24 protein-coding genes are annotated in these 26,873 nt (G+C 37.0%); 6 read left to right on the top strand and 18 right to left on the bottom strand.

Features of this window, described 5'->3' with window-relative positions:
• From qoxB to JNUCC25_RS09640, 3 genes are all read right to left on the bottom strand, one after another.
• The gene (gene qoxB / locus JNUCC25_RS09650) at positions 1–1,968 is read right to left on the bottom strand and encodes a cytochrome aa3 quinol oxidase subunit I (protein WP_078081720.1); all 1,968 of its coding nucleotides are present in this window, start codon (positions 1,966–1,968) and stop codon (positions 1–3) included.
• A 1-nt stretch (position 1,969) separates the two neighbouring features.
• Positions 1,970–2,908: a ubiquinol oxidase subunit II gene (locus JNUCC25_RS09645; RefSeq protein ID WP_064471576.1), complete on the bottom strand. Its 939-nt coding sequence runs from the start codon at positions 2,906–2,908 to the stop codon at positions 1,970–1,972.
• Positions 2,909–3,336: 428 nt separating this feature from the next.
• A complete protein-coding gene (locus JNUCC25_RS09640; protein ID WP_064471575.1) occupies positions 3,337–4,230 on the bottom strand; it encodes a TetR/AcrR family transcriptional regulator in 894 nt (297 codons plus the stop codon).
• A 212-nt stretch (positions 4,231–4,442) separates the two neighbouring features.
• On the opposite strand from JNUCC25_RS09640, the gene JNUCC25_RS09635 reads away from it, so the two are divergent.
• Both JNUCC25_RS09635 and JNUCC25_RS09630 read left to right on the top strand, forming a co-directional pair.
• Complete coding sequence (locus tag JNUCC25_RS09635) at positions 4,443–5,696, top strand: cytochrome P450 family protein (RefSeq protein ID WP_053487174.1); 1,254 nt, start codon at positions 4,443–4,445, stop codon at positions 5,694–5,696.
• Between the two features lie 119 nt (positions 5,697–5,815).
• On the top strand, positions 5,816–7,048 hold the full coding sequence (locus tag JNUCC25_RS09630) for a cytochrome P450 (protein WP_064471574.1): 1,233 nt from the start codon (positions 5,816–5,818) through the stop codon (positions 7,046–7,048).
• Positions 7,049–7,226: 178 nt separating this feature from the next.
• On the opposite strand, the gene JNUCC25_RS09625 is transcribed toward JNUCC25_RS09630, so the two are convergent.
• The gene (locus JNUCC25_RS09625) at positions 7,227–7,691 is read right to left on the bottom strand and encodes a hypothetical protein (RefSeq protein ID WP_029321189.1); all 465 of its coding nucleotides are present in this window, start codon (positions 7,689–7,691) and stop codon (positions 7,227–7,229) included.
• Positions 7,692–7,937: 246 nt separating this feature from the next.
• On the opposite strand from JNUCC25_RS09625, the gene JNUCC25_RS09620 reads away from it, so the two are divergent.
• Positions 7,938–8,360, top strand: coding sequence for a CBS domain-containing protein (locus JNUCC25_RS09620; RefSeq protein WP_013056563.1), 423 nt, complete (start codon positions 7,938–7,940; stop codon positions 8,358–8,360).
• A gap of 65 nt (positions 8,361–8,425) precedes the next feature.
• Positions 8,426–8,551 (top strand): hypothetical protein, encoded by a 126-nt coding sequence (locus tag JNUCC25_RS09615; protein ID WP_013056562.1) that lies wholly within the window; start codon positions 8,426–8,428, stop codon positions 8,549–8,551.
• 62 nt (positions 8,552–8,613) lie between these two features.
• Here JNUCC25_RS09615 and JNUCC25_RS09610 read toward each other — a convergent pair whose 3' ends face one another.
• Together JNUCC25_RS09610 and JNUCC25_RS09605 are read right to left on the bottom strand one after the other, a co-directional pair.
• Positions 8,614–9,669: an aldose epimerase family protein gene (locus tag JNUCC25_RS09610; protein ID WP_013056561.1), complete on the bottom strand. Its 1,056-nt coding sequence runs from the start codon at positions 9,667–9,669 to the stop codon at positions 8,614–8,616.
• A 189-nt stretch (positions 9,670–9,858) separates the two neighbouring features.
• A complete protein-coding gene (locus JNUCC25_RS09605; protein ID WP_064471572.1) occupies positions 9,859–10,383 on the bottom strand; it encodes a DinB family protein in 525 nt (174 codons plus the stop codon).
• A 301-nt stretch (positions 10,384–10,684) separates the two neighbouring features.
• On the opposite strand from JNUCC25_RS09605, the gene JNUCC25_RS09600 reads away from it, so the two are divergent.
• A complete protein-coding gene (locus tag JNUCC25_RS09600; protein ID WP_029321183.1) occupies positions 10,685–11,578 on the top strand; it encodes a hypothetical protein in 894 nt (297 codons plus the stop codon).
• Positions 11,579–11,641: 63 nt separating this feature from the next.
• On the opposite strand, the gene fsa is transcribed toward JNUCC25_RS09600, so the two are convergent.
• The 11 genes from fsa to JNUCC25_RS09545 all read right to left on the bottom strand — a co-directional run bounded on the left by fsa (position 11,642) and on the right by JNUCC25_RS09545 (position 24,385).
• A complete protein-coding gene (fsa, locus tag JNUCC25_RS09595; protein ID WP_013056558.1) occupies positions 11,642–12,310 on the bottom strand; it encodes a fructose-6-phosphate aldolase in 669 nt (222 codons plus the stop codon).
• A 61-nt stretch (positions 12,311–12,371) separates the two neighbouring features.
• Positions 12,372–12,881, bottom strand: coding sequence for a hypothetical protein (locus tag JNUCC25_RS09590; protein WP_454223207.1), 510 nt, complete (start codon positions 12,879–12,881; stop codon positions 12,372–12,374).
• A 256-nt stretch (positions 12,882–13,137) separates the two neighbouring features.
• Entirely contained in the window at positions 13,138–14,040 is a 903-nt protein-coding gene (locus tag JNUCC25_RS09585; RefSeq protein ID WP_454223205.1) for an AEC family transporter, read from the bottom strand.
• Between the two features lie 80 nt (positions 14,041–14,120).
• On the bottom strand, positions 14,121–14,867 hold the full coding sequence (locus JNUCC25_RS09580; protein ID WP_115653636.1) for an SDR family NAD(P)-dependent oxidoreductase: 747 nt from the start codon (positions 14,865–14,867) through the stop codon (positions 14,121–14,123).
• Between the two features lie 29 nt (positions 14,868–14,896).
• The gene (locus JNUCC25_RS09575) at positions 14,897–16,090 is read right to left on the bottom strand and encodes a sialidase family protein (protein ID WP_115653635.1); all 1,194 of its coding nucleotides are present in this window, start codon (positions 16,088–16,090) and stop codon (positions 14,897–14,899) included.
• 37 nt (positions 16,091–16,127) lie between these two features.
• Positions 16,128–17,552 carry a sodium:solute symporter family protein gene (locus JNUCC25_RS09570; protein WP_454223204.1) on the bottom strand — a complete coding sequence of 475 codons (1,425 nt, stop codon included), beginning with the start codon at positions 17,550–17,552 and terminating at the stop codon, positions 16,128–16,130.
• Positions 17,553–17,873: 321 nt separating this feature from the next.
• Positions 17,874–18,887, bottom strand: a complete 1,014-nt coding sequence (pdxA, locus tag JNUCC25_RS09565) for a 4-hydroxythreonine-4-phosphate dehydrogenase PdxA (protein WP_115653633.1) — start codon at positions 18,885–18,887, stop codon at positions 17,874–17,876.
• Positions 18,888–18,931: 44 nt separating this feature from the next.
• Positions 18,932–20,245, bottom strand: coding sequence for a four-carbon acid sugar kinase family protein (locus JNUCC25_RS09560; protein ID WP_115653632.1), 1,314 nt, complete (start codon positions 20,243–20,245; stop codon positions 18,932–18,934).
• Between the two features lie 17 nt (positions 20,246–20,262).
• On the bottom strand, positions 20,263–21,429 hold the full coding sequence (locus JNUCC25_RS09555; RefSeq protein WP_098626732.1) for an iron-containing alcohol dehydrogenase: 1,167 nt from the start codon (positions 21,427–21,429) through the stop codon (positions 20,263–20,265).
• Positions 21,430–21,463: 34 nt separating this feature from the next.
• Positions 21,464–22,354 carry a 4-hydroxy-tetrahydrodipicolinate synthase gene (dapA, locus tag JNUCC25_RS09550; protein ID WP_115653631.1) on the bottom strand — a complete coding sequence of 297 codons (891 nt, stop codon included), beginning with the start codon at positions 22,352–22,354 and terminating at the stop codon, positions 21,464–21,466.
• 258 nt (positions 22,355–22,612) lie between these two features.
• Positions 22,613–24,385 carry a PrpR N-terminal domain-containing protein gene (locus JNUCC25_RS09545; protein WP_454223202.1) on the bottom strand — a complete coding sequence of 591 codons (1,773 nt, stop codon included), beginning with the start codon at positions 24,383–24,385 and terminating at the stop codon, positions 22,613–22,615.
• Positions 24,386–24,741: 356 nt separating this feature from the next.
• Here JNUCC25_RS09545 and JNUCC25_RS09540 point away from each other — a divergent pair, with 356 nt between their 5' ends.
• Positions 24,742–25,038, top strand: coding sequence for a hypothetical protein (locus JNUCC25_RS09540; protein ID WP_013056556.1), 297 nt, complete (start codon positions 24,742–24,744; stop codon positions 25,036–25,038).
• Between the two features lie 99 nt (positions 25,039–25,137).
• Here JNUCC25_RS09540 and JNUCC25_RS09535 read toward each other — a convergent pair whose 3' ends face one another.
• A complete protein-coding gene (locus tag JNUCC25_RS09535) occupies positions 25,138–26,589 on the bottom strand; it encodes an NADP-dependent glyceraldehyde-3-phosphate dehydrogenase (protein ID WP_454223200.1) in 1,452 nt (483 codons plus the stop codon).
• Positions 26,590–26,873: the final 284 nt, after the last annotated feature.

Here is a 26,873-nt window from a genome sequence, read left to right as displayed (position 1 = left end):
TCAGCCAACCCTCCCTACTGAATCTTCTATATGTCGAATTTCATCCACCGGAATATAATAGTCCGAGTTGTATTGAAAAGAACGAGCTAGTAAACAAGCTCCGACTCCTGTCAAACCGAATATCGCCATCCACACCCAGTGGAACGTTAAGCCAAAACCAGCAATGAACCAGAAAACCGCCATGATAAATGGAATACCTGAATTCTTAGGCATATGAATCGGAGAAAAAGCAGCTGTTTCCTTCGCTTTTTTCTTTTTTCTTTCTTCTTTTATTGTCCACCACGCATCTTGCCCCGTTACTGTTGGAATCGCTGCAAAATTGTAGTGCGGCGGCGGTGAAGGAATGGACCATTCTAATGTACGTCCATTCCAAGGATCCCCTGTTACATCTCGTTCTCCGTACTTAATGCCATGAAGAATCTGCCATGCTTGAAAGATAAACCCTATGCCCATAAAGAAAGCTCCGACTGTAGAGATAACGTTCAGCGGTCCCCATCCCATGTCAAAGTCGTACGTATAAATACGGCGCGTCATTCCCATAAACCCTAATGCGTATTGAGGCATGAAGCATACATAAAAACCAATATTCCACGTCCAAAACGCCCATTTACCAAGACGGTCATTTAGTTTAAAGCCAAACATTTTTGGCCACCAATAGTACAAACCTGCAAAAAAGCCGAATACAACGCCTCCAATTAACACTTGGTGAAAGTGTGCAACTAAAAAGTAGCTATTATGATACTGATAGTCTGCGGGAGCTGCTGAAAGCATAACACCCGTTGCTCCTCCCACAACAAAGCACGGGATAAAAGCAATTGTCCATAGCATTGGCTGCGTCATTTGAATACGGCCGCGGAACATCGTAAATAACCAGTTGAACACTTTAACACCCGTTGGAATTCCGATAGCCATCGTCGTAATAGCAAAAAACACATTCACATTAGCGCCTGCACCCATCGTAAAGAAATGATGCACCCATGTGAAATACGATAGAACGCTAATAATCATCATTGAAAAAACCATAGACTTATAGCCAAATATCTTCTTTTGAGAAAACGTGGCAACGATTTCAGAAAAAATACCGAATGCAGGAAGTACAACAATATACACTTCGGGATGTCCCCACATCCAAATTAAGTTAATGTACATCATCGGATTTCCTCCGCCGGTCATAGTAAATAAGTGTCCGTCAAAGAAGCGGTCAATAAACAATAAAGCAAGCGTTACGGTTAATACAGGAAACGCGAAAATGATAATAATACAGCTTGCTAGAACGGACCACGTGAATAGCGGCATATGCATAAGTTTCATGCCCGGCGCACGCATTTTTAAAATAGTCATAATAAAATTAATTCCGGAAGCCAAGCTGCCAATACCTGATATTTGAATACCCCAAATATAAAAATCTTGACCTGGTCCAGGACTGAACTGCATGCCAGAAAGCGGCGGATAACTCAACCATCCTGCATCTGGCGAGCCGCCGATTACGAACGACAAATTGAAAAGCATGGCGCCAAAGAAAAATAGCCAAAAGCTTACCGCGTTTAAAAAAGGATAGGCGACATCTCTTGCTCCAATTTGAAGCGGTACAACAATGTTAAAGAACGCAAACATAAGCGGCATTGCCATAAATAGAATCATAATGGTTCCGTGCGTAGTGAAAATTTCGTTGTAATGATTAGAATCTAGAAAATGCCACTGAGGGAATGCTAGTTGAATACGCATTAATAGTGCATCTACTCCGCCTCGAAACAGCATTAATAATGAAGAAAGCATATACATAATTCCAATTTTTTTATGATCCACCGTTGTGAGCCATTCACGCCATAGCCACTTCCATTTTTTAAGATACGTAAGAACAAAAATAATACCGGCTAGTGTTAACAAAATGGCGACATCTGCTCCATAAATCATCGGCTCCCCTGTCACAAAAAAACGAGATGAAAAATCTTTTAATTTGTCTAACAACTTATTTTCCTCCTTCCTGGTGCTCGTGCTGTGTATGTGTTTGTTCATCAGAAGCCACATTCATGGTCTTCATGTCTTCGTTTTTCATATGGTGATGCTGACTATAATATTGACCGCCGTTTTTAATGACAATTTCTTGGAATAAACCTTTAGGAATAGTAGAATACGATTTTTCCAAGGAAAGACCTTGTTTGGCAAGACTGTTATAATCAGCTTTTGTTAAAGCTGGTGCGGTTTCTTTCACTTGTTTTACCCACTGATTAAATTCTTTTGTCGATGTAGATTTAACTTTAAAATTCATATGAGCAAATCCTTCACCTGTAAAATTAGCGCCTGAACCAAAATATTCTCCCTTGTGATCAGCTTGCAGCCACAGTCCCATTGCCATTCCCGGCATGGTATATAATTGTCCTCCCAGCTCCGGTACCCAAAAAGAATTCATAGGTGCATCTGACGTTAGCACGAATTGAACGGGCACATCTTTTGGAATTTCAACATAGTTGACTGTCGCAATATCTTGATCCGGATATTGAAATAGCCATTTCCAGTCAAGGGATGTTACTTCAATTGTTAACGGTTTTACATCTTTTTGCGGCGGATCTACTAAGTCATACGTCGTCTTGGCCGTAGCGAAACCTAAAATACCAATAATAATAATAGGGATGCCCCACCAAATAAATTCAAGACGCTTACTATCGTCCCAGCTTGGCCGATACGGAGCCTTGTTTCCAGGCTTATCACGGTAGCGTAAAACGATATACACAAGCAGACCTAAAACAGGAATAACAACGATTGTGCATAAAATTATGGAAAAAATAATTAAATGGTATTCTTTTTGAGCCACCGCCCCCTGTGGATTTAAAATCAAATAACGACTATCACAGCCTGCTAAAAAAATTGTAATGAATACGAAGAGAATGATTAACTTGCCAATATGCATTGATCTTTGCTTTCTCACCTAAGCTCAGGCTCCCTTCTTCTAAATCTCTGTACATAATAATGGTATATAAACGTTCATATTAGAGATGCATCCCAACGGATCAAAGAGCTAATAACCTCCTAACATATTGAATTTTGTCATGACATATTGCTTACTCCTAAAAAATTATCATGTTGTGTTGTTAAAGGGTGTGATATTTATCACACTTAAAGCGGTTTTTATCTATTTTGAATACCTTTACCATAATTTCGTCACATATTTGGGTAAAGGTGGTGTGAAAGGTGCCTTGCTCCTGGCGGGTAGATTCTTATAAAAGCAAAAAGCTCTTCCAGTTATTATCAACTGGAAGAGCTTTTTATAAGTAATAGTAGAAGTGGCGAGCTTCAAATCCTTATGAATTTGTTTACTTGATCTGCTGAAATATCCAATCAATCATCTTTTGTTAAGAGAGTTATGACTTCCTTATATTCCTCTAACTCTTTGGTCTGTGCGAGAGTATAGATTTTCTCTAGCGATAAAAGAGAGCTCTGAATAATAAATGTGCGAGGCTCCGTATCATTTTGCAGTAATTCATCAGATATAAACGTCACAAATTCCAGACTCTTCTTTTGTTCCTCTTCATTTATTAGTTTATTTTCAATCACCCGTTTTAACTTCGCGGTTACGCGCGTAAGCTCAGTCGAAAAATGACTTTCTGTTTTCTCATTAAATACCGCAGAGTAAACGGAAGGGTTAAATAACTGTTCTTTTTGTTCTGCTACTTCGATTACGATTTCCTCTATACGCTTCATACAATAACGGACAATTTGTTCAATAGGCAATGGATAGTTTAGTGCTTTATTCATTTTAAATATATTGTTAAGCATTCCTTCTAGCAGCACAGCTCCATCAAATAAATAAGGAGAAGTCTTAGAGGGGAAAATCTCCTGAAAGCGTTCATATATCCAGTTGAATGTTGCTGCTTTTAACTCCTCTATATATTGAAATGTTTTAACTTCATTTAAAACGAGTGTACTTTCAATCATTTCAGGAATTTTGTTTTGCTCTGCAAAGTTCAGCATAAAAATTATCTGTTCTTCAAATACCTTCTGATTATCTCCTTTATATTCAATGGCTACTTTTTCTCTTTGTAGAATAAGTGATTCTTGCAAAGACGAAAGTAATGAGAGAAGCAGTTCACTTTTAGATGAAAAATATTTATAAAATGTTCCTTTTGAAATACCGCTTCTTTCTAATATATCTTGTACCGAAGTGTCTACGTATCCTTTTTCCATAAAAAGCTGGTGCGTATGCCCTAAAATATCGAGCTGTTTTTGATTCATTGCTGCTACTCCTCTGTTTACAATTTACTTTTTATTTAGTATAACTTATCTGCCTTTTCCTACGTGAATTTTATCCTTTTTCCTTGATAAATAAATAAAAATAATTATATACTATTAGTACATTTTTATACTATGTGTATAAAAATGTACTAATAGTATACTCGTAAAAAAGCTACATCCGGCTACAACTATATGGAGAAAGGAATGTTTTTGTGAAAAACCTAGATAAAACCGTAGAAGATAAGGAAGTTTTAGACTTATTTAGTGGTAAGAGCCGCGAAAATCCATTTGTGTTATTTTCGAAAATGCGGAAGATGGGAGCTGTTATTCCTATTCCTTCTCCTATGGAAGAAATAAAAACGCAGGCGTGGGTTGTGACTCGTATGGAAGAGGCTATGCAAGTTCTAAAAGGTCATCATCATTTTACGGTAGACCAAAGTTCTATTAACACACCTCATGATACACGAAAACATAAAACTGATGAGTCTGATCCCCCTACATTTTTTGGCGGACAATCGATGCTTTCTGTTGATGATCCAGATCACCGGCGCCTACGCAAGCTTGTATCAAAAGCATTCACGCCAAGATATATGGAAAGCTTACGTCCGCGTGTACAAGAAATAGCCGATGAGTTACTCGATGAAGTACAGGACAAAGGAAAAATGGATCTTGTTAAAGACTACGCCTATCCGTTACCCATCAACGTTATTTCTGACATGCTCGGTGTTCCGAAAGAAGATAAAGAAAAAATTCACGGTTGGTCTGCTGCTATTGCAAAAGGACTGAGCCTAGGGAGAAGAGATCCTGGGGTGGATAAACAAATAAAAGCTTTTGGAACGTATACCATGCAGCTAGTAGATGCTAAGCGTAAGCATCCTGCCGACGACTTAACAAGTCAGTTAGTCGCGATTGAAGAAGAAGGAGATCGCTTGAGTGAAGCGGAATTGCTTTCAATGATTACGTTATTAATTTTTGCGGGGCATGAGACTACCTCAAATTTAATTGCGACCGGATCTTTAATGTTATTTGATCATCCTGAACAGCTGGAAAAAATTAAAGCCAACCCTGCTTTAGTAACTTCAGCTGTTGAAGAATTGCTTCGTTTTAACGGGCCAGCCACTATTTCAGGACCTCGTTATGCCACCAAAGATCTTGAATTGGGCGGTCAGCAGATTAAAAAAGGCGACATGGTAATTCCTGTCTTAAAGTCAGCAAATCGTGATGAGCAGCAGTTTATAGATTCAGAGGAACTTGATATTACGCGTACTATCAAGCGGCACTTGGCCTTTGGTCATGGTATTCATATGTGCTTAGGAGCTCCGCTAGCTCGTATAGAAGCAGATATTGCTTTTTCTACCTTACTAAGACGTATGCCTAATCTGCGCCTTTCCATTCCTCGGGAAGAAGTAAACTTACATTTTACACTAAGCTCACAAGGAGTAACTTCCTTACCCGTTATCTTTTAAAATACCTAAAAAGTACAATTCGATAAAATAATTATTGATCTAGCAAGTGACAACTACTAAGCGCTATGTAGCTAGTAGATTCCAAATTTATACCTATTCTGAAGGAGGAATAAGATCATATGAACAAAGAAGTCATTCCCGTTACAGAAATTCCAAAATTCCAATCACGTGCAGAAGAGTTTTTCCCTATCCAATGGTATAAAGAAATGCTGAACAACCACCCTGTTTATTTTCATGAAGAAACAAACACATGGAATGTATTCCAATACGACCATGTTAAACAGGTCTTGAGCAACTACGAATTTTTTTCAAGCGATGGACAAAGAACCACTATTTTTGTTGGAGATAATAGTAAGAAAAAAAGCACATCTCCAATTACCAATCTTACAAACTTAGATCCTCCTGACCACCGGAAAGCGCGATCTTTGCTTGCTGCAGCCTTTACTCCTCGCAGTTTAAAGAACTGGGAACCGCGAATCACACAAATTGCAGCAGAGCTTGTAGAAGCGATACAAAAGAATTTAACTATTGATATTGTTGACGATTTATCTTCTCCTTTTCCTAGTTTAGTTATAGCAGATCTATTTGGCGTACCGGTAAAAGACCGATATCAGTTCAAAAAATGGGTAGATATTCTGTTTCAGCCTTATGACCAAGAAAGATTAGAAAAGATTGAACAAGAAAAGCAACGTGCAGGAGCTGAATATTTTCAATACCTCTACCCCATTGTCATTGAAAAGCGCTCCAACCTTTCTGATGATATTATCTCAGACTTAATTCAAGCCGAAGTTGATGGTGAAACATTCACAGATGAAGAAATTGTACACGCTACCATGCTGCTTTTAGGTGCAGGCGTTGAAACCACAAGTCACGCTATTGCAAATATGTTTTATTCTTTTTTATATGACGACGAGTCGTTATACAGCGAGCTGAGAAACAATAGAGAATTAGCTCCAAAAGCAGTAGAAGAAATGCTTCGATATCGTTTTCACATCTCCAGACGAGATCGGACGGTTAAACAAGATAACGATTTATTAGGCGTTAAGCTAAAAAAAGGAGATGTGGTTATTGCGTGGATGAGTGCATGTAATATGGATGAAAATATGTTTAAAACCCCTTTTTCTGTAGACATTCACCGTCCAACTAATAAAAAGCACTTAACATTCGGAAACGGACCTCATTTTTGTTTAGGCGCCCCTCTTGCTAGACTTGAAATGACAATCATATTAGAAGCATTTTTAGAGGCCTTTTCTCACATCGAACCATTTGAAGATTTTGAATTAGAGTCGCATTTAACAGCTTCAGCTACGGGGCAATCTTTAACATATTTGCCGATGACGGTGTACAGATAAAGTCTATGTGCATGCCAAAGTAGAGAAACGTGAAAGAGGTTTATCTTCTCTCATGTTTCTCTTTTCTTTTATTATCTCGTTTAATTATTTATGTACCAAGTTTAGGAGGCCTTTAATATGATTTAAAACTGACAGTATCGAAATTTAAGTGACGATGAGCCGGTTAACGAAATATCAGCTATTGTCTTCCCTGCCTTAATACATCTTCTATAAAATGCTGATACAAATAATTAATAAGAGCAGTCGCAATCGAGATGATAAAAAGTTGAAAACGCGTCATGTTGACCATTTTGTATACCTTTAGTTTTTCTGCCAGACTCGTCAAAGGATAAGCAAATAGATAATCAAATAGAACGTTAATCAGCAAATATTTTTTGAAATTCCCATAGGTCAGCTTGAATACCCAAAAATTAGCTACAAAAAATGGTCCAAAGATAAAAGAAATGTCGCTTGAAAGTTTAGGAAAAAGAGGTTTTCTCACTTTCCACCAAGTAAAGCTTTTAGATAACTCACTGATAAAGGCAATAACCAATGAACTAAACGTCAAAACAGGTAGGTATCTTTTAAAGACAAATTTATCAACTTTTACTATAGACAGCCAAGGCAATAAAAGTACTGCCAAAAGCGTTAATTTACCTTTCATTATGTACCCAACTCCTGCCGTTACGAAAATGTAAGCTAGATCATATCCTCTTTAGTTTGTGTAATAGGCTCTTTTTTATGTGCTTATTACACTGCGTTAGTTCTTTTATTCACCTTTTATTACAAAATTTTTTCCTTTCTTTATTTTAATCCTGTACTTTTTTGCTTTTAGGAAATTATTGATTCTCATATTCTGCATGTGCATGGAGAAAATACGGAGGTGAATGTTTAAAAGGAGGAAATAAAAATGACTACAGTACGTGAAGTTATGACTAAAGATGTGAAAGCTTGTGCACCGCACGACCCAGTAACAGCAGCTGCAAAATTAATGCGTGATATTAATTGTGGTTCTGTGCCGGTGTGTCAAGAAAATCGAGTAATGGGAATGATCACAGACCGTGATATCGTATTAAACTGCGTGGCGGATGGAAAAGATTGCAACACTGTGCATTGCCATGATTGTATGACCAAAGATGTAATTACGTGTTCTCCGGATACGGATATTCACGAGTGTGCCCGTATGATGGCTGACCATCAAATTCGCCGCATTATTGTAGTGGAGAATAATAATATGGTTGGAATCTGTGCAATCGGCGACCTTGCGACAGTGAACGTATATGTTGATGAAGCCGGTGCAGCATTAAGCGAAATTTCTAATCAAGTTCATTAAAACTTTTCAGCATATAAATCCTTAATGCTTGTACAAAATAACCCTGTCTGCAAGGAGGTGCTAACATGCCAAATTTAAACGATAACAAATTTAAAAAGATTCAGTCTGAGAGTCAAAAGCAAGGAAAGTCTCAAGAAGAATATGCAGCTGAGCTTGACGCTAATCGTGCAAAAAGCCAAAAGAAAAAGTAACAATAAAAAAGGATTACAATCGGCAGAGGCTCGGTTGCAATCCTTTTTATCATCCCGTTTTGTTACAGGCTGCGATCAGTTATAAATGTATAGTGAGTATATGCTTCATACTTTTCACCGGGCTTTAATACACAAGAAGGAAAATGCTTATGATGAATAGCGTCCGGTAAACCTTGTGTTTCTAGGCAAACACCGAGGTATTTCTCTGAGTGAACTCCTCTAATTTCGAATTCTTCGTCTAGATGATTTCCCGTATAGAGAACAACTGAAGGCTGATCCGTTTTGACTTCTATTTTGCGGCCGCTTGCAGGGTCAAATAATGACATCTGATTTTTAGCTTCTGCTTCTAAAAGAAATGGATGATCGTACCCTTTACCCACTAATATGTTTTGCGGATGTGTGGATTCCACACCTTCCTTGAGACTATGTCCTTCTCTAAAATCAAATGGGGTACCTGTGACATTTAGCGTTTCTCCAGTAGGTAAAAGATCATCATTCAACTCTAAGAATTCGTTACTTTTCAGCTTCAAAACATGATCCAAGACCGTTTCTTTTAGATTTCCGCTTAAATTGAAATACGTATGATTTGTTAAATTGATAAGAGTGTCTTGATCTGTTGTTCCTTCATAAGAAATATGGAACTCATTTTTATTCGTTAATGTATACGTAACTTTCACTTCAAGGTTGCCGGGATACCCTTCTTCTCCGTCTTTACTTACATATGTAAATTCAACACCTACATGGTCACTTGCTTCAATTATTTTGGCATTCCATATCTTATGGCTGAATCCTTCTTTTCCGCCATGCAAATGGTTGTTTCCTTCATTTTTCTCTAGACGATAGGTTTCATTATTAAGCTCAAACGATGCTCCACCTATACGCCCTGCTACGCGTCCGACCACAGCTCCGAAATAAGGAGAATACTTTTGGTATTCTTCTATTGAATCAAATCCCAATACAACACTTTCAATCTTCCCTTCAGAATCCGGCATTTCAATATTTGATATCACACATCCATAGTCAAGGCAGGTGATTTTAAGCCCTTCATCATTTAATAAGGTATAAGCATGTACAGCTTGATTGTTTAGTTCGCCAAATTTCTCTGAGTTCACTTTCACTTTTAATCAGTCCAATCCTCTTTTTATTCGTAAATTGCTTAACGGATCCTACATGTTATAAACATCGGATATGTTGTTATAGTTCCCTCTGCAATACTTCCTGAATCTTCATTATTCTCATTTTATTGTAATCGTGTACATTTCTTAATTCAAGCTTGAATGATAAAGGCTGGCCACTGTGTGTCATTGCTATTTCTTTAGTATTCCTAAGTATTCTTCCCAAGGTCCTACATCTTCTCTATATCGTTCTGCCATTACTCGAACAATTTGCGCAATATGGGTTAAATCATGAGCAACCCAAGTCGAGAGCAACTCTCTGACTTTTACTTCCCCAAACGCCGGGTGTTCTCCTCTCACTTCAAGGTGCTTTTCATGCTTAACTAGCAGCTTTAGTTGATGTAAATTCTGTATTCTTATCTTTTTGAATTCAAGAAGCTTCTCTTCAATAGAACTAGCAGATTCCTTGTTTAAATGGGCATAGCGGTCAAACGGAGGAAAAACTCCCTCTTTTCCTTTTTGAAGGATAAATTCTAGCCTTGGTATCCAATTGTTTTTTTCTGCTTCTATTAAATGTTCTATGACTTCGGAGGTATTCCACGTTCCTTCTCCTTCATTGCATTGCAGCCACCCTGCAGATAGACCAGACAAAAGTTTTTCAAGTGTTTGTGGCGTATGCTCAAGTATTTCAAACGCTTCTTTTAAATTAAAATTCATATCAATTCCCCTTTCTCAACGTAATGATGCTGAGCTGTCAGTTATGTGAATCCTTTAGAGATTATAGTCAATTTTACCATAATTCGCTTCTATTAAAGGAGCCAACTATTTTTCTAATTCCTTTTATGATGACTAAAACAAAACAAGAACACATGTTTGGTTTTTCTCTAAAAATATGATAAAATATATATAGACTAAAACGCAGTGAGTATCAGTCTGAATAGGCACTGCTCATTCGTAAAATAGATTGCTAGCAACTTTTTCATCTTGAGCTTTTCGTGTGAATTGGAGTGAGACAACAGTGAGTAAAAATCAAAAGCGATGGACAAAAGAAGAAGATAGATTTCTTATCCAACACTATGGTGCTATGACGCTTCAAGAGATGGGTAAGCATTTACATAGAAGCAAGGAATCGGTTAATAAACGACTTACTCGATTAAATCTTCGTGCTTCGGATACAGCTTTACGTAAAAAATGGACGCTTGAACAAGATGCGTTTTTGCAGGAGAACATTGATGTCATGAATAACCGTGAAATGGCACATTCCTTAGGCAGAAGTCCTTCTTCTATTGCTACGCGCATAAAAGTTTTGGGACTAACACGAAAAACGGCGATGCGAAGATGGACGCTGCAAGAAGACGAATATTTGCTAAGGTATTACGGGGTAAAACCTCTTTCACACATATCAGCTAAATTACAGCGAAGTGTGCAAGCGCTAGAATCGAGGTTGAACCGTTTAGAAGTGTATGGAGCCAAAGCACACGTAGGACATATTACAGCGTGTGAACTAGCAGCCTGCCTTGAAGTAGATGTTCATACAATTTACAAGTGGATTCATAAAGAGAATCTACCGTACAAAATGATCATCGCCAAGACCAGAACATTTATGGGAATTGACATTCAATCTTTTTGGAAGTGGGCTGAACAAAATAAATCGTGCCTTAACTTTTTTAAAATACCTAAAAATACGCTTATTCCAGAACCAGCGTGGGTGAATGAACAAAGAAAACTAGACTATGTAAAGCGCCCTAAATACGAGCATAAAAAGTGGACAGCAGAAGAAGATGCCAGATTGTGGCGTATGTTTTATCAGGAAAAGCGCAATCAGCGAGAAATTGGGCAGCTGCTTGGGCGTTCGAGAAATAGCGTGCAGCGACGCTTAGAGCGTTTACGTAAAAAGAAACTAGTTAGTTAAACGATAAAAAGCTTGGAATAAGCTATGCTTACTCCAAGCTTTTTTTATTGATATGACTTTTTGTTAAGCTTTAACTGCTTTTTCCCAATCTGCTGCAAATTTTTCCATTCCTTGGTCAGTTAACGGATGTTTTGCTAATTGCTCAATAACAGCGTATGGAATTGTGGCAATATGAGCTCCTGCAAGTGCTACACGCGTTACATGATCCGGATGTCTTACAGATGCCGCAATAATTTGAGAGTCGATGTTTTGAACGCGGAATAACTCAGCAATTTTAGATACCAGCTGTACTCCGTCTTCTGAAATATCATCAAGACGTCCTAAAAATGGAGAAACATACGTCGCTCCAGCACGAGCTGCTAAAAGCGCTTGGTTTACTGTAAAGATCAGGGTTACATTTGTTTTTACGCCTTTTTTAGCAAGGTAGCGCGTCGCTTCCAAGCCAGCCAATGTCATAGGCAGCTTAATCGTAATATTTTTATCTCCGTCGTTAATTTTAATCAGTTCTTCAGCTTGAGCAATCATCTCTTCAGCAGAAAGTGCGTCAGGAGTTACTTCAGCGGAAACGGATTCAACTTCCGGTACCATTTGAAGAATTTCTTCGATGCGGTCTTCAAATCTTACGCCTTCTTTTGCTACTAAAGATGGATTTGTTGTCACACCAGCTAGAACACCTACTTTGTATGCTTTCTTAATATCCTCAAGGTTTGCTGTATCAATAAAAAATTTCATCTCACTATTTCCTCCTTATTGTTATACATCAATCTGCATTTCCACGTATGCGAACTATAGCTTAGCCAATTTGCTGCAGAGCATATAGATTTTCTATAGAAGCGTTTTCAATCTCTTTTGCAGTTAATACCTTTAATTTTTCTAAAAATTGTATAGCGTCCACTCGGTCTTCAATGTCTTCTTCTGTACGAATATTCTCCGTTTTAATCTGATGGATACATTCGTTGATGACTTCTTTGTACGCATTCGTTTGGATAAACCATTCTGCTAACAGCGTTTTTGTTGCTTCTCTTTCTTCTTCACTTTTAACTGCAAACAAACTCTCTGTTTCCGTTTCACTCAGCATAAGGCTGCTAAAATCGTGATTCATACAAAGCCAAAAATAACCTTTTTGGCTATCGTAATACTTTCCTTCTCTTAAAAGAAAATACTTGATTCCAAATTTAATTTTATGAGATTGGTTCTCTGAACTCGGCATATGAACTTCTTTTATTTCTACGCTTTCTGATACATCCAGATATGTTTCTAAACCGTACTTTGTATTCACTACTTTTGCATCCAATATGTCCATCCTCATTCTCCTTTTCTCAAGTTCTATTTATTTTTATAAAAAAACAGAGGCCTGATTTTATGTAATAACGAATCCAGTTTTTGTGGATGTTTTTCTTAACCAACCGACATGTTTCACTGTTTACGCTTTCATTATATATCAGATTATTCAAAAAAACATCAAAAACAATCAAATTCATTCAAAAAAAGTCATAAAATCCTAAAAATTAGTCAAAAAAGTTCATGGGACATAAAAACTACGTAGTCATAAAAGATTTTTACAGTACAATTGTAAAAATTAGGGGTAAAGTAGCTAAACTCAACGATGTACTAATAAGGGTTGCACTTGAAACAAATTCTGGCTCAGTATTAAATTGAAGCGCATACATTGTCGTGTTTGTTGCTGTTGGCATAGCGGCCGTAGTAATCATAATCTGTTTAACCATGTCATCAACTGGAAGAAACAAAGTAAGTAAATAAGCAACGGCAGGAGAAATGATCAGTTTAATTATAAGTGATAAAGAAACTTTGCTCTTGGCTAAATTTCTAACTGATATTTTTGCCAGCTGCATGCCGAGTACAATCATAACCGTAGGAATTGCTGCATTCGCAACTAAATCTACCGCTTCAAGGACTGATTTCCCTAAATAAATATTGAAAAATTGAAAAAACGCTCCCAAAAAGGCGCTATATATAGCAGGCATGCGCTGAACAGCACGAATAGCTGAACGTATACCATTTCCTTCTGCACTTCCTTTTGCGGCGTAGTAGACCCCAATTGTACACATTACCAGCTGTTGAATAACCATTAAAATGATTGCACAGTCAAGTCCTGAAACTCCAAAGATTAGTAAAATTACAGGAGTACCGTAATTCCCATTGTTCATAAAAGAAGAAGCTAATATCATCCCGCATGTCTCTCGAGTGGAATACTTCTGAATAAACGCCACAATATATACAACTATAATTAAAGTAAAGCAAAGGGCAAATGTATAAAAAATAAGATATAAATAATCCACCTGAAATTTTGTCGTATAAAACGTTCTAAAAACTAATATCGGAGACATTAAATAAAGCGCCATGGTGGATATCGTTTTTGTATCGAACCCTATTTTCTTCTGCCCAATAAAACCTAGTGTAAATATGCCGAAAATAGGTAATAGGATTGTTAAAAATTCCATTTTAATCACCTGTTTATATTCTATTCTTTAGAGAAACAATTGAAAAGCCTAGATAGTCAACTCTCTAGGCTTTTCATTCCCTAATTCATGTACGTTCCGCCATTCACATTAATGGATTCACCCGTTATAAAATCAGACATACTTGAAGCTAAAAATAGAACGCTTTCCCCAACATTTTGAGGAGTTCCTAACTTATTTAACGGAATTCGCTTTGTTACTTCTTTCCTGTATTCATCTGTCCATTGATTACTCATGTCCGTTTCTACAGGACCTGGACATACGGCATTTACAAAAATATTATGATGCGCCATTTCTAAAGCTAAATGCATCGTAAGGTAGTTAACCGCAGCTTTTGAAGCTCCGTAAGATGGCGCTGCATTTTTATGCGCTGTTTTGGCTGTTGTAGAACTTACATTGACAATTTTCCCGTAATTTCTGTCAATCATATAAGGCAAGGCGGCTTTACAGAAATATAAAGTTCCATTCAAATTGACATCTAATACCTTTTTCCAATCATCTAAAGTCATTTCTAGTGTTGAGCTGCGCATATTGATACCCGCATTATTTATTAAAATATCAACTTTTCCAAAACGCTCTACAGCAGCTCTTACAACCTCGGTTGCAACATTTGGATCTGCTACATCCCCAGCTTTTACAATACATTCTCTACCTAAGTCCTCAACCTGTAAAGCTAATTCATTTAATAAAGTCTGATTCGTACCGTGTATAACTAATGAGGCACCGTTTTTAGCTAAAGTTAAAGCGATAGCCTTTCCAATACCTCTACTAGCTCCTGTAATAATCGCAATTTTGTTTTCCAACAGCATACTTTATCCCTCCGAAGTATATGAAGCTATTAAGACTTTATGAATTCTTCTGACACACACACATATTTAATAGCTTGTCTAAAATACGTAAAAGCAATATGAACTTTTCCATCAGCGCTTTGTTTAATAGAAGGATATGAGTATTCTCTATTTAATTTTTCTTTTGAATTATTGGTCATTGCATAGCCATCCCCTATTTCAATATCCTTTTTATATGGCCATGTTCTCCCTCCATCTTCTGAAATCGCAACTGTCATCGGTGCTCTAGGTGCTCCCCAAAATGCTTGTCTGCCTTCATCATCTTTTTCAGGTGTATCTTGATTAGCAGGCAGAATATCTGTATCCTCTTCATCTTCAATTTCATCATAAAGCGACAGCCTGCGCTCCGTACAATTAGCGGCGTTCATATTGTTAAAGACGAGCGCTAAATCCCCGTTATTTAATTTTGTGAATTGAATAGAAGAATTGTTATTAGGTAACTGCGTTGGAATCGGCTCGCTCCACGTTTTCCCGTAATCAGTTGAACGGCTGCTATAAATATGATCAGCCCAGCGGCTGCGAAATAATGCTAAAAGCGTACCATCATCTAATTTTTCAATATTCATATGAACACACCCTAAGCTATTAGGCACTTCATACTCTTCCCAAGACTCACCTTGATCTTTTGAGATTTTTACTGCGCTTATATCTTTATTTCCTGTCCACTTTTGTCCTGGAGGCGTAATGCAATAGAAAACAGGTAAAAGCCAATCACCGTTATCTAATACAACAATAGGCTGTCGAATAAAAGTACCTGGCTGATCAAATAAAGTTTCAATAGGTCCCCACGAATAACCTTCATCTTCCGAAATACGATATCTTACAATCGCTGTGTCTTGATTACCGGATTTTTGTGCCGTGTACAATAGCCATAATTTATTGTCTGGGGCACGAAATAAAATTGGGTTTTGCTCAGAACGAGTAGGATCGTCTGAAAGTTTTACAGCTTTACTCCATTCTTTTTGGCCTTTTTTAAGTCTTGATAGATAAATGTGGATGTCGGCTATTCCCTCTTGTGTGCCGCCAAACCAAGTGCATAACAGGTCACCGTTGTCTAGTACAAGTAAATTAGAAGCGTGATTTTGTATACAATCAGAAGGAATATATGCCTCTACATGTTCCAATCCGTCTGGACACATTTTTAACTTTCCATCTGCTACAATACTCGTTGATTGATTACTCATTACATTTCTCTCCTTTTAACTTAAACTAAACTATTTTCTACTTTGCATCTATATATTCTACAGTGTTATATTCAGTATTTTCAGACTTTTTATCTTTTCCACCGATAAATCGGTCAATTACCATCACAATAAATGGGGTAATGACAGCGACATACATATTGTCAATACCAAAAGGGTTTCCTAGCAAATACCATACAGTTGTGAAAATACCGGACATTGCTAAGCCGATAGTTGCACCTCGGTTTGAACTAAAGAATGGAAGATAAAATCCCATTGCAGCTACCACAGCAATAGATGTTCTCAATGCACGAGTGAAAAAAGATAAAGTTAATAGTTCTGGGGCTAAAACCACACCAAGTAAAGGAATGATACCAACAACTACAGAAATAATTCGAGTCATCTTCATCTGTTGTTCTGGAGATGGTTTAGCTTTTGGAACATAAAAATCGTCAACAATTAATGTTGTTGTAGCTAAAGCCACGGTTGAAACCCCAACGAAAATGGATGCTACTAAGGACGTTGCTACAATTGCTGTTAATACTGGATTCATATGTTCTAAGAATACTGGAAACGCATAGATAGGATCGATATTTGGATACAAATATCGTGCACATACCCCAATCACTCCGATTGCCAATGCAAGCGGCAGGCATAATAGTGCTGCATATAAACTTGATTTTTTAGCTGCTTTTGCACTTTTTGACGACGTAATGGCTTGAATAATAAATTGTGTAGAGAAAATAGCTCCCATATTTCCAATAAGCCACGCAAAAATGGTCCCTCCACCGATCGTTCCATCCCATGTAAAGTAGCTTTTTGGCAGTTCTTGCACGATAGGCTTGAACCCACCGCAAAGGTACAATGCAACTCCTACTGTGATTAAGACACCCGCATATTTTACAAATGAGTGAAGAATGGTGACCCAAGCTACTCCCTTCATTCCTCCGAATGTAAAATAAAACGTACTGACGATGGCTGTAATAATAGCACATGTCATCAACGGTAAACCTAAAAGAGAAGCAATGGCCGCAGAACCACTGAGGTAGTTTCCTAGGTTTACAAGTAAAAGAGCAGCTATCATAATAATCGATACAACCGTTTTTGTAGATCTTCCAAATTTCTGCTCAATTATACCGGAAATGGTATATTTCCCAGTTCCATAAAATTTATTAACTAAAAAGAATGAAAAGAGGAAAAAAGCAATTGTTACCGTAATAAGTGACCAAGAAGCTGCAATACCATCAGTAAATGATGATTCAGCAGTCCCTACTGTCGATTTAGTGCCGATAAACTCTGACATTAATAAAATTCCAACTACAAGAGCAGGCAATGTTTTGGCTGCGTTATTAAATTCCGCGCTGGATTTACTTCTTAGTCTCATTGTTAACCATGTGGTAAATAAAATATATACAACAATTACTGCTAAAACAAAAATCAGGCTTGAAGGATTTAATGCTTTCATTACAAATTTCCTCCTATAATAACAACAGAATTTTGATATATGGCGATAAAATTTTCAATATTTTACGATTTGTTTTTCTCTATGCTTCTACCATTTTTTCTGTCCTAAAGAGATCCGTCATTGGTCAGTGGTCATTATGCGGACATTTATTAAGCGCTTTCATTCTTGTTCTGTGAAGAAGGATAAAACATTACAAATTATAACTCATTGTCTTCGGAGTCTTTAGTTACAATCCACGTTATTGCAACTACTATACTCACAGTAAAAGATATTCAAGTTGCTCCGAAGACATTTTATAAGAACTTTATAACAATACTATTTTTAAAACTTATTTAAAATCTTTTTAGGCGACAGTTCTGCAGCGGACTGAAGAGCTGCTAGCATACTTCTTTCATCAGCAATTCCTTTTCCTGCGATATCAAATGCTGTACCGTGATCGACAGAAGTGCGAATAACGCCGCCGTTTAAACCAACTGTAATGTTGACGCCCTCTTCTAACCCTAGGACTTTAATAGGCACATGTCCCTGATCGTGATAACAAGCGATGACAATATCGAAATCTCCGCGAACTGCACGGAAAAATAGCGTATCTGCAGGGTATGGACCTGTAACATTTATCCCTTCAGAAGCTGCAATTTGAATACCAGGAATTAGCTTTTCTTCCTCTTCTCCTTCTCCAAATAAACCGTTCTCTCCAGCGTGAGGGTTAATTCCGCAAACGGCAATTCGCGGTTTTTTATACCCTGCGCGACTTAATGTTTCATGAGCAAGTTTGATAACGGTGTATGTTCGTTCCGGTGTAATAGCATCTATTGCTTTTTTTAATCCTACATGAGTAGTAAGGTGGATGACTTTTAGTTTTGGTGAAGATAACATCATAGAATAATCCTTTGTATTCGTAAGCTCTGCCAAAATTTCAGTATGGCCAGGGTAAGTGTAGCCGCCCTTATGTAACGCTTCTTTATTTAAAGGTGCCGTACAAATGGCCTGTATCTCTTGCTTTTTTGCTAATTCAATCGCTTTTTTAATAAATTTAAAAGCTGCGCTCCCAGCTAATGATGAGATTTCTCCAACTGGAAGATCTTCCGGCACTAAGTCCAAATGAAGACAATCAATTACGCCACGAGTAAATTCTCCTTGATTTACCTCGTTAACGCGATGGACAGTTAACGAGGTTTGTGTCATTTTGATCGCTCTTTCTACTATCTTAGCGTCTCCTACGACAATAGGACGACACGCTTCATAAACCGATGGATCTGCTAGTGCTTTTACAATAACTTCTGGACCTACTCCAGCTGCATCGCCCATTGTAATTCCGATAACAGGTTTCATCATATTCCTCCTTTAAAATTCACTTCAATTTTTATTGCACTGTTTAATTATTTGCTTAATCTTACAGAGGGTTCCCAAACATCTTTTTTCCCCTGCAGCTTCGATTTAGCTTTAAGCATAGCTACATCTGTACCAAAACTTCCTGCTTTCGTTACAGCAAAAATCTCTCTTTTATAATCTAACTTGCCAAGTGGTATACCAGGCTCCACTTCGTCAACCAAATGAAGTCTATGAACCTGTAATTGACTTAACACTTGTTGAGCCGTGTCTCCTCCCGTAAGAAAAAGATTAGTAATAGTACATTGATTAATTAGATCTACAGCTACTTCTCCCATCGTCATTGAAATATAGTCACTTATTTCAATAGCGCTATAGCCTTGTTTTTTACCAATCTCTTGTGTTTCTTTTACTTCTTCTGAAGAGAATAAAGCAATACTTTTTCCTGTTTTCAGAAATGTTAAAGCCCTCTCTATTACCTGATCTATTTCTTTTTGTCTGGAAACACCGTCTAAAATGATTTTTGATGGGTTCATTTCTACACTAATGGTGTCAGAGTATAGTAATAGTTGGTTCAGCTGATTTCTTCCAACTTTACTTACGCTTCCAATAACAAATAGCACAGGTTGATCATTTCTTAGAAAACTGACTTTCTTTGTGGATGGCTGTAGTCCATAAGCTTGAGGTAAATAGTTAATTAACCCGCTTGAACCGGACCATACAACAGAAAATTCCGTCTTTTTTATCGTTTCAACGAGACATTTAAGATCTGATTCATGAATTGAATCTACTGTGATGTATGAAATGTTTTGATTTTTGTATGCTTTAAGCTTTTTGAAGATAAATTCATATCCTGCATGAAGATCTTTGTACGAAAGATGGCCCACTTCCTTTTGCGCTTGGTTTTTAACCAGTCGGGCAATTAAAGAATCCTTTACGGGAGTTTTAGGATCGTTCGCTACTTCAGTTTCATCTAAACGTTTTTGATTCAGAAAATGTACGCCGTTAATCACTTGTCTTCCGGCGTTTGGAAAGGCTGGAGCGATAAAAACAAAATCAGGTTGAAATACGTCGTACACAGCATTAATTTCTTGTCCGATATTGCCTCTCATTGTGGAGTCAATTTTTTTGTAAATAACATCAAATGTTTCACCTTGAATTCTTTCACAAACGTTTTTAACTCTTTCGTAAGCCTCTTTCCCTGAAACAGCGCGGCTATCCGTATTAAATATAAAAGCTTCTTTTTTACTTAAATTACTATTGTCATCGGTTAAAACAACAGAAACATCTAACCCATAACGAACTAATTGTCCTCCGCAATCACTTGCGCCTGTTAAATCATCAGAAATAACGGATATTTTCATAGAATGTCATCACCTTTTTAAACAAGTAATTTACGGTAAATTCCTTCCATATCTTTCAAACTTACTTCTTTAGGATTATTATTTAATAATCGCGTTACTTTTGAAGCGGAAAGAGCTAGCTCTGGAACATCTTCTTCCTTTACTCCATATTCTTTTAGATTTTGTGGGATTTCTAAAACGTTTGTCCACTCTACAATACGATTTACTACTTTTTGAGCTACTTCCGTCTTTGAAAAACCCTCTATTTTAATTCCCATAGGCTCAGCTACGAGGAACAACCGATCTTCAATGGCATCCATGTTAAACTCCATCACATGAGGTAAAAGCATCGAATTAGCTACACCGTGAGGAATCTTAAATTTTCCGCCTAGCGGATATGCTAATGCATGAACCGCAGCAGTACCTGCACTTGTTAAAGCCATTCCGCCGTACATAGAACCTACAAGCATTTTTTCTCTCGCCTCGACCGAATTCCCATTTTGATAAGCTTCTATAATACTAGACGAGATGAGACGAATTGATTCTAATGCAACCATATCGCTTATTAAATTTGATTTATTTGAAATGAATGATTCTAATGAGTGAGTAAATGCATCCATCCCGGTTGCAGCTGTGATAGGTCTTGGCAAACTTAATGTTAGAACTGGATCGAGTACCACTAATTTAGGCAGTAAATACTTACTTACGATTCCAATCTTCAATTCTTCATCGGGCAGTGTAACAATCGCATTAGGCGTTACTTCCGAACCTGTTCCTGAAGTAGTTGGAATTAAGATAGTTGGTGTACCTGGGTTTTTAACTAAATCTGTACCTAATAGTTCACGGATAGATTGGTTATTTGTTTGTAAGACTGAAAGAATTTTTGTTGCATCAAGCACGCTTCCTCCACCAAATCCAATTAATACATCATACTGTTCTTTGCTAATGGCTTGAAAAACTTCTTCAATGTTTTCAACCGTTGGCTCTGGAAGAACATCAATATTCACATAGGCTGATACGCCTTTGTCAGATAACTGATGAATAAGCTTCTCGACAAAACCTAACCTTTTCATCGATGGTTGAGTAATAATTAAGGCTGACTTGACTTCTGTACCTAATAGAGAAAGGTGTTCTCCTACTTTTTCAATTGAATTTGGTCCTGCGATAAGATGATTTGCCGTTTGAAATTGATAAAGCTTTTGCATCATTTTAACCTCTTTTCCTTATAGTTAGTTTATTTTAAAGTGCATTCTGTTTTTTATAGCCCACAACCATTTCTTTTACCTTTTCAAGCCCCTCTCCTGATAGTTCAGAGACTGGCAGTTTAGGAGGGCCTACCGGAATTCCATATAGTTCTACAGCTTTTTTCAAAGCCGATGGAAGCGTCCCGTATTGGAATGTGTCTCGAAGAGGCTGTAATTTTTTTTGAGCTTCTTCCGCTTCGTTGTTAAATCCCTTTAACCAGCTGGTGTAAATAGATACGACAATATCAGGGACCATATTTGCAGTTGCTGCAACTGCTCCTACTCCCCCTGCTTCTAAGGTCTTTAGTATTAAAGAATCCGTTCCCGCAAACACGGAAAAATCTTTATCTTTTGTTACATGAATATAGTTTTTGATATTTTCGAAGCTGCCGCTGCTATCTTTAATTCCTACTATATTAGGAACATCTGCTAGCTTGGCGACAGTGTCGGGCTCTAAGCTCATTCCCGTTTTTGAAGGAATATTGTATAAAAGAACTGGTAATGATGTTTCTTCTGCTATTCGCTGAAAATGAACGATCACTTCTTCTTGAGTTGGTGTAACAAAGTAAGGAGTAATAACAGAAAGAGCATTTGCTCCAAGGTTTTCCATCTGTTTTGATAATTCAATAACTTCTTCTGTACTGTTCCCTCCCGTACCAACAATTACAGGGATTCTTCCTTTGACCTCATCAATGATCACTTGAGCAATTTTTAATTTTTCTTCTTTTGTGAAGAGATGAAATTCACCATTTGTTCCTAAAGCAAAAATGCCGTGCACACCAGATTCAATAAGATGACTAGTTAATTGACGCAGTACCGGTTCATTTATTGTCTGCTCTTTTGTTAAAGGCGTTAATAACGCTGGAATAATTCCTTTTAACTCCATATTCCTTCCTCCCTACAGTATCTATTTGCATTTAGTTAATTGTTTATTTTTGCAACGTATATGTACAATTTACTTTTTTTAAAACGTTTACAATTCGAATTATATACATAAATGTTTAATTAATCAACAGTTAAAGAAAATAAAATTTAATATTTTCTAAATTGTTTAAAAATTAAACAACAAAAACCACTTTATCTTTACTAACTTATAGATAAAGTGGTTTTTAAATTTGACTCAATAGAATACATATAGGAAATTTTATTTTAGTTTCCGCCACAGAGTGGTTCGATTTATACCTAACCTTTCAGCTGTCTTTGTTTGATTCATACCCTCTTCTAACCATATTCTTTTTATGATTTTTCGTTCGATTTCTTCTAACGTTCCGTTTAAATCAATTTCCTGATTGTCACTTGTAACGCGAATTGTACTTATTACTTTCTTTAAATCATGAAGCTCTAAAAAAGCCCCTTCAGCTAATAGTAGACTCTCTTTAATGATCTGTTTTAGCTGCTTTACATTACCAGTCCATTCAAAATTCTTTAAGTTTTCGTTTGCATCGCTACGTATCCCTACGATTTGCTTGCCGAATTTTATATTGTATTCTCCGATAAAGAAAAGAGCTAAGCTTTCGATATCTTCTTTTCTTTCTGTTAATGAAGGAAGGTCCAAGGTTAAACTAGCTAATAAATAATACAACTCTTGATCAAAACGCTGTGTTTCAGTTAAGTATTCGATACTTTTACGCGATAAAGTTATAAAACGGCACGTAGTTGAATTCTTTTTTAAATAACTCGCTAATTGTTTTTGAGTATCCAATTCTAAAAAATCTATATTGTTTAAAATAACGCTTCCATGCGGATTATGGGCTAATAAATCATCATAGGAACTTTTGTCTAGAAGGCGCGCCCATTGTGCTTTTGAGAGAACTTGACAATCTATAATAAGCAGTGGATATTCACGTCTTTCACTATTAACATGAATAAGTTTTGCTAGTCGTTCTTTTCCAGTTCCTTCTTCACCGCTAATCCATACATGCTCTTCCGTATTAGCATAAATAGTTGCAGCTCTTAAAACGCCTTTCATTCTCTCATTTTTTGTGACGATAGTAGTAAGGTTACTTGCAGAGCTTACTTCGTTTTGTAAAGACACAATTGAGATTCCATCTATACCTTGATTTTCATCGGACTTATATTGATTAATGCGAAACACAATCAATTTTGAATGTGAGGTTTCCAGAGGATATCCTTTTACTGTCCAAAAGTCATCATCCCTACTAAAAACTGTTTCAAAAGAACCTGTGCTACATACAGTCTTTATAGCCTCTTCTACATTGAGGTTTTGTTTAAAGCTGTCACTGAAATTCTTATTAAAATAAGGATTAGAAAAAATAGCTTGAGACGTTGAATTGTATACAACAATTCCTTCCCTTTCATTTTGAATAATATCATAAGACATCAAGTAATTTTTTTTGAAAGACGAAAGAAATCCATATATTTTCTTTGCATTTTGAAAAGATTTTAAAACACTTTCCTTTCCAGAAGTCAGCAATATACCATTGAGTCCAAGCTTTTCAGCTATTTTTACCGTAATGGCATCTCCAATAATATTTGTATATCCATCTTGCTGTAATTGAACTAAAATAGGCTCGATTTCTTTCTCGCTTTTGACTTTGTATGCAGACATATTGATATCTAGTATTTGACAAATTGTAGAAGCTCCTTCTGAAATAGGAGAGAACCCAACGATTGCTTTTTTTCCTGGGTAACCCTTAGCAAGCGTCAGCACGCGAAGCATATCGTAACCAGAAACTTCAATTTCAACAACCGGGATAGTTAACTCTCTTTGGATGAGTTCCGCCGTTCCTCCTCGGCTGATGATGATATCTATGCCATTATGTATTGCATCTTTAGCAAGAGTCAGGCCTTCTTCTAAATCACCTATCTCTACTTGCAACTCGAATTCTTCTTTTTCTCCTAGGGTAACCATTAGCTCTTTTAAACCGTTATAAGGAGCGATAGCCAGTACTTTCATTCAATCACCTTCTGTTGCATTTTTAAACACATCTATAATATACCAAAAAATTCTTTTGATGCAAAATGAATCAACTTACAAATGTTTCAAAAAAAGCCTTATGTCGATTAAATATAGGCAAGGCTTGAAAACACGGGCAAGGGTTACCTGCTAAACGACCTCTTTTTTTATTAGTACAAACTTCTCTATATTGAAAATATACCCACTCATTTCACCGTTTTTTCACTTTAACATGATATCCTGTAGTATACTTTTGTTTCACGTACTAATTCCCATAATTTTTTACTATTTGAGGTTATTCGTTTTTATTAGTGGGAAAGTTACATAAATACAACACGTTATAGGGGGACTTTAACATGGATAAAAGAATTGAAACATTAAAAGAAAAGCTGCCTGATAATCATAAGGAAGTTGCTGTTCTGACCTCTCATATTTTTGATGCGCTTGATAAATTAACAACTGAGCATCGTAGATACGTTGATATTTCGGCAGCAGCCAAAATAAAGCCTAACCCGGATGAAGAGAGAGCTTTTTTTGATACCATTTATCAAGTAAAAACACTCATTATGTCAGAGCTTGAAAAAACCGTTGAGGATATCGAGCATAAAGGTGATAAAAACTGGCATAAGAACTATAAAGATGGAATCGAGTAACGATTAAATAAGATGTTTAAAAGCCTGTGCTTTGTGAAGCACAGGCTTTTTTCTATAAGTCCCTCTACTGGCTTGATTTGGAGAGCTCTTGGAATTCAATCATTGAAGATTTAATACCGTTACTTTTTCACGAGTCATGGATTCAATACTTTTACGAATGCCTTGAGCACCCATACCGGATCCTTTTACGCCGATAAAAGGAAAATGATCAGGACCGCGTTCTGTACGGCCGTTGATTTGAACGGAGCCGACTTCAATTTTGTTTGCAATTGAGAAGGCTTTATTAATATCTTTTGTAAAAACACTTGCTTGTAAGCCAAATTCTGATTCGTTTGCTATATCAACGGCTTCTTGATCAGAAGCGACGCGGATAATTGGTAACACAGGACCGAATGGTTCTTCCCATGCCACGCGCATAGTATCATTCACGTCATCTAAAAGCGTAGGATAGATAAGGTTTCCTTCACGCTTGTTTCCAGTCACAACTGTTGCACCTTTTCCTAGTGCATCTGCAATTAAAATCTGAATAAAGTCCGCTGCTTTGCTATCAATTAATGGAACGATCGTACATCCATCTTCAGGAGAACCGACTGATAGTTTATGTACTTCTTCTTTTAAAATATTTACGAGCTCGTTTGCCACTTTTTCATGCACAAGTACACGTTTAATAGCTGTACAGCGCTGACCGGAATAAGAAAATGCTCCGCTTATAATATGTTTTGCTGCTTCCTGTAAATCTGCATCTTCACATACAATACCCGGGTCTTTTCCTCCAAGTTCTAGTACAAGAGGAATCATGCCTGCCTTTTTAGCTAATTGAGTACCCGTGTTTGTTCCTCCGGTAAATGAAATCATGTTAATGCCTTTATGTTCAACTAAATAATCCCCAATAACAGATCCGCGGCCCGTTACGACGTTTACAAGACCTTGTGGAATACCTGCTTGATGAAGAGCTTCAATCATCTTAATACCGCTGATCGCTCCTTGCGTTGCGGGTTTGAAAAGAACTGCATTTCCTGAAATAAGCGCAGGCGCCAGTTTAGCAGCTGCTAAATTTACCGGATAATTAAAAGGAGGAATTGCGAGTACAACCCCTAAAGGCACGCGTTCAACAATGGCAACTTTAGACTTAGAACCTCCTGGAAAACTATCTCCCTTCATGCTTTCTCCGTTCATATGAAGGGCTTCTTCAACTGTATAGCGAATGAAATCTGCTGTGCGCACTACTTCATTCCTTGCATCTTTTAAGCTTTTTCCAACTTCTTTCATAATAATTTCGGCAATTTCACTCTGCATTTTTACCAGCTCATCCGCCCAGTTGTATAAATATTTGGCACGTTCTTGCAGAGAAATTTCTGCCCACCCTTTCTGAGCTTTTTGCGCGGCATGTACTGCTTCATCGACCTCTTCTTTTGTGATAGCCTGCACTTTTCCAATCACGTCATGACGGTATGGAGAAACAATGTCGATTGTCTGACCTGATTTGCTTTCTTTCCACTCACCGTTAAGATAAAAAGAATAAGTTAATACATTTAATACCGTTGTTGTCATAAAAAGTCCCCCTTAACAAAAGTGAAATTATTATCAAAATTTTCAGTCTTTTTTACGAATGAAAACTATGTGAATATCTGAGCAAAAAGAATTCTAGATGCATCCATTTCTATAACTTTTTATATCGCTTGTAACTTCCTTAAACTTGTTGCCTTTAAAGCAGCAGCTTTTCTCTTTTCGACTCAAAACCAAAGCATCATATAATTTAATGAATATTTTGTATTTTTAATATATATAAATTTCTTTCATTCGTACAATACAAAAAAGTTATCTCAACGATTAAT

This window comes from Priestia sp. JNUCC 25, from assembly GCF_053667915.1.
This window is presented reverse-complemented; position numbering and strand designations above follow the sequence as displayed.